The 5,233-nt window shown below is 33.1% G+C and carries 3 protein-coding genes and 1 pseudogene; 2 read left to right on the forward strand and 2 right to left on the reverse strand.

Annotation, left to right across the window (positions count from 1 at the left end):
• A pseudogene (locus J7M77_RS05170) lies at window positions 1-2,443 on the reverse strand (hypothetical protein); the annotation flags it as partial.
• A 243-nt stretch (window positions 2,444-2,686) separates the two neighbouring features.
• Here J7M77_RS05170 and J7M77_RS05175 point away from each other — a divergent pair.
• Entirely contained in the window at window positions 2,687-3,862 is a 1,176-nt protein-coding gene (locus J7M77_RS05175; RefSeq protein ID WP_296876701.1) for an ATP-binding protein, read from the forward strand.
• 7 nt (window positions 3,863-3,869) lie between these two features.
• Window positions 3,870-4,058, forward strand: a complete 189-nt coding sequence (locus J7M77_RS05180) for a winged helix-turn-helix transcriptional regulator (protein ID WP_296876697.1) — start codon at window positions 3,870-3,872, stop codon at window positions 4,056-4,058.
• A gap of 126 nt (window positions 4,059-4,184) precedes the next feature.
• On the opposite strand, the gene J7M77_RS05185 is transcribed toward J7M77_RS05180, so the two are convergent.
• Window positions 4,185-5,233 (reverse strand): Ig-like domain-containing protein (locus J7M77_RS05185; RefSeq protein ID WP_296876699.1); only part of this gene is annotated, 1,049 nt, incomplete at its 5' end.

Consider the following 5,233-nt stretch of genomic DNA (forward strand, 5'->3'; position numbering starts at 1 on the left):
AAATATTCATTTTATTGTATGGTACTGAATGAAATAAGAATCCATTTACAATTCGAGTTGAATATTGTCCATAACTTGGACCCATTAATTCTCTCCAGCGATATTTTGCAGGTGTGTAGTAAACACCGGTTGGAGTAGGAAGTCCCACTGAACAAACAAAACGTTTATATGCAATAGTATTCTTACCATTACCATCTTGTGCTAAAACCGTAACTACATTAGTCGCTTTATTAACTCGTAAATCATATGTCCCTTGCAATGTATAAAGCTGTTGAATATCTTCACATAATTGTCCATTGCTGTTATAACATACTAAATAACCATTCTTATTTTTAAATGTTAAACAAGCTTTATTAGAAACACCTGGACCACCAATTCCTTTAGGATATAATTTTATTTGAATTGCTTCAATTCGATAACTTGCACCAATAGTACCTGCTGGATTATCATTATTAGTCCAATCTAACCAACCAATATTTTGACAATATACACGATAATATACATCATTGTAATTAGCAATTTCCCCTGTCAAGCGTATTTTAATTGCTTCAATTCTTTTTGATATAGTTCCTGCTATTTGTCCATTACTAGTATAATTTTGCCAACCATAATCTTGAACATGAACACTATATTCAACATTACCAGCATAATTAGCATTATTAACACTAATTTTAATAGCTTCTAATCTTTTACTTTGACCAGTTGTTCCACTTGTTGTACCATTAGCAACTTGTCCACTCCATCCAGAATTTTGAACATAAGTTGAATAATAAATATCTTCACCTTTTACGAATGGTCTAGTAGTATCACCTGGAGCTGCTTGACCTTTAGAAACTAATTTTACTTCCATTGCTTCTACCCTAGCACTAAATCCTTCGCTTCCAGCTTTTTCATCATTTTTTGCCCATGATAACCAGCCAAAATTTTGAACATGTACTCGATAATAAACATCGTAATAATTTGCAATATCACCTGTCAATCGAACTTTGATTGCTTCTACTCGCAACTTTTGTCCAGTAGTACCAGCCATCGCTCCATTTATACGATATGATTGCCAACCGATATTTTGAACATGGGCACTATATTCAATATTACCTGAATAACCTAAATCACTTAATTTTAACTTGAAAGCTTCGACTCTTTTGGACTTGCCTATAGTACCACTTGTTTTTCCATCTGCAACATTATTTAACCAGCCATAATCTTCTACATGGGTTGAATAATATAGATTACCTGGTGTTTTATAAGCGTTAGATGTATCACCTGGAGCAGCACCGTTTTTACTTACCAATACAACCTGAATTGCTTCAATCCGATAATCATAGCCACTAGTTCCCGCTTTTTCATCATTTTTTGCCCATGACAACCAGCCCAACTCCTGAACATGAACCCGATAATAAACATCGTAATAATTTGCAATATCGCCAGTTAATCGGATTTTAATTCCCTCTATTTGTAATTTTTGTCCAGTAGTTCCCGAAATTGAACCGTTTTTACAATAATTCTGCCATCCTTTATTTTTTACATCACTGCTATATTCAATATTACCATCATAGTCAAAATTATCTAACGAAATTTTAAATGCTTCTACTTGTTTTGACTTACCTGATGTTCCACTTGTTTTTCCATCACTTACATTAGCCATCCAGCCAATGTCTTGTACATGGGTTGAATAATATACCCTACCTGGGCTAACAAATGGTTTACTTGTTTTTCCAGGAGCATTCTCCCCTTTTTTCACTAATACAATTTGAATTGCTTCTAAACGATAACTATAAGTAGCACTACCCGCTGCTTTTCCATTAGATGCCCAGTCTAACCAGCCATAATTTTGAGTATGTACTCGATAATAGACATCATATTGATTAGCTAATTCACCCGTTAGTTTGATCTTAATTGCTTCTAATCGTAAACTTTTTCCAGTTGTACCGCTTAATTCATCATCACTAACATATCCCGTCCAACCTAAATCTTGTACGTGAGTTGAATAAGTAATTCCTCCAGGGATTGTTGTATCTTCAATTTTAATTTTTATTCCTTCTAACCGTTTCGAACGTCCCGTAGAACCTGAGTTTTCCCCATTTTCAGAGTAATCTTGCCAACCTAAATCTTGTATATGGGTACTATAGCTAATATTAGGTATTGTTGGCTCTTCGATATTGTCATCTATTTCCTGGTTACCATCATTATCTATATCGTCAGTTTCACCATTTTCAAGATTAGAATCTTTATCATTACTTTCATCAATATCTAACAGCTCATTTTTTTCAGTTTCTTCACTATTTTCAATTTCATTTGTATTCTCAATATCTTTTTCATCTTGACCATCAATTATATTGGTTTCATTGTTGTTTGCATCATTTTGATCAATGGCATTAACATCAATAATTACGGTATTAAAAACAAATAATAGTGACAAAACAATTGCAATTATTTTTTTCATCCTCTCACCTCCTTATCTATAAGTATACCGCAAATACACATATTTTGTTAATAGCTCATTTTGTCAAAAAATAAAAATCGAATATTTAAAAATATATTATTTTTTAAAAAAAGAGACTATAATTAATATATCAAAAAATAACATCATTATTTCATTATTACAAATTAAAAATAGCACTTTTTATATATAAAAAATTTATTATGTGAGGAACAATTATATGAATATTTTAAGCGAATCAAAACAATTGAATATAAAGAAATAATACCTGAAAAAAGCATAAAATATATGAAAACTGTCGTTGCGTTTTCAAACTGTAATGGTGGAAGAATTATCTTTGGTATCCAGGATAAAACTCGTAAAGTTACAGGAATCAATAATGATGATATATTCTCTAAAATAGACGCAATTACAAATGCTATATCTGATAGTTGTTATCCTACCATTATTCCAGAAATTTCACTTCAGACAATAGATGAAAAAACAGTCATTGTCGTTGAAATACCAATAGGATACCAGAAACCATATTACATAAAATCGTTAGGTATCCAGCAAGATGTTTTTATAAGAGTTGGCGCAACAACTAGATTAGCTGATGATTATATGGTTAAAGAATTAATTTTTGAGGGTGAAAATCGCTTTTTTGATCAATCACTTTGTTATGGAATGAAAATCGATCAGCAAGATATTGAAAATCTATGTCTTTCATTGAAACAAACTGCATTACATAATTGTGCAAATGATGATGAGAGAAAAAATATTAAAGACATAACAAAAAATCAGCTTATTAAATGGGGAATTCTTATAGAAAAGGATGGGAATCTTTTACCCTCAAATGCTTTTGCCTTACTTACTGGTAACAATTGTATTCCTACTAAAATACAATGTGGTGTTTTCAAAGGTAAAACTAGAGAAATCTTTGTAGATCGTAGAGAGTTTGAGGGTTCTTTACAAAATCAAATTGATGAGGCTTATAAATATGTATTGTCTAAAATAAATCTAGGAGCAAAGATTAACGGATTATACCGTGAAGACATTTATGAAATACCGGAAAGCTCTATTAGAGAAATTATTGTAAATTCTATCGCCCATCGTAGTTATCTTGATCCCGGAAACATTCAAATTGCTTTGTACGATGACCGTTTAGAAGTTACTTCCCCTGGTATGCTCCTTCAAGGGGTAACAATTGAAAAAATGAAAGAAGGATATTCTAAAGTTAGAAATAGAGCTATAGCTAGTGCATTTACCTATATGCGATATATTGAAGAATGGGGAAGTGGTATACCTCGAATTTTTGCTCAATTCCATAAAAGAGGATTAAAAGAACCAGAATTAATAGATTTAGATGGTGATTTTCGAGTTAATTTCTATAGGCCTACAAAAGATGACTTACCATCATATAAAGAGGGTGACCAATGGTGACCAAAAGGTGACCAAGAGTGACCAAAGGGTGACCATTGACAATCAAATAATGACCAAAATTTTTATAGGTGATATAGATAATGTAGATAGAAAAATGTTATGGTTAATAAAAGAAAATCCAAAAATCAGCCAAAGAGAGTTAGGAGAAAAATTAAATCTATCGAAAACTACAATCCAAAAGCGACAAAAAAATTAGTATTCCTGCATATTATTCAACGAATCGGTCATGGTAAAGATTCTTATTTAAAAATTATTGATTCATCAGTTTATAAATAAAATCATTAATTTTTCAAGCAAAAAAGATGAGAAAATCTCTCATCTTCTACTTTTTATAAAATGCATTGCTTGTACTTCCAGGAGCTTTTCCTCCCTTTTCTACAAATACTATTTGTATTGCTTCCAGTCTTTTTGACATTCCTTCACTTCCGGCACTTGCTCCGTTCTTTGCCCAGCCTAGCCAGCCATAGTCCTGACAGTGTACTCGATAGTAGACATCATATTTATTAGCCATTTCACCTGTCAATTTGATTTCAATCGCTTCTAATCTCTTTGACTGTCCACTGGTTCCAGCACTTGCCCCATTTGTTCTCCAGTTTTGTTTCCAGCCAATGTCCTGTATATGTACTCGATACTGGATACTCCCACTGTATGGCTGATTATTAAGTGATATTGTTATTGCTTCTAGACGTTTGCTCTGTCCTGATGTTCCGGCTATATTTCCATCATACACATTTCCTTGCCATCCATAATCCTGAACATGTGTTGAATATACTGCATAATGCTGTGTATATGGTTTTGTAGTTGCACCCGGTGCTTCTCCACCTTTTTCAACCAGTTTGATTTCTATCGCTTCAATACGGTAACTGTAGCCCGCTGTTCCAGCCGCTTCTCCGTTTTTAGCCCAATCCATCCAGCCAAATTCCTGAACATGTACGCGGTAGTAAACATCAAAATAATTAGCTATCTCATCTGTTAGTCTAATTTTTACTGCTTCAACTCGTTTTGACTGTCCACTGGTTCCTGACAATTCACCATTACTTACCCAGTCTTGCCAACCAATATCCTGTACATGTGAACAGTATTCAATATTGCCACTATAGCTGATGTTATCAGTAAGTTTTATTTTAATCGCTTCTAGACGCTTAGATTTTCCACTTGTTCCGGCAGTTTCCCCTTCTTTTTTACTTTCTTGCCATCCAATATCCTGAATATGCACTTCATAATTTACTGAAGGTCTTTTCTTCGTTACCGTTACCTTACAGCTATCTTCAAGTCCATTTACTGTTGTAGCAGTAATAGTTGCTGTCCCTTCTTTGATACCAGTTACTTTTCCAGTTTCATCAACTTTGGCTACTTTAGGATCAGATGATG

The sequence above is a fragment of the Thomasclavelia sp. genome, assembly GCF_017889095.1.
In the GTDB taxonomy this organism is placed as follows: domain Bacteria; phylum Bacillota_I; class Bacilli_A; order Erysipelotrichales; family Coprobacillaceae; genus Thomasclavelia.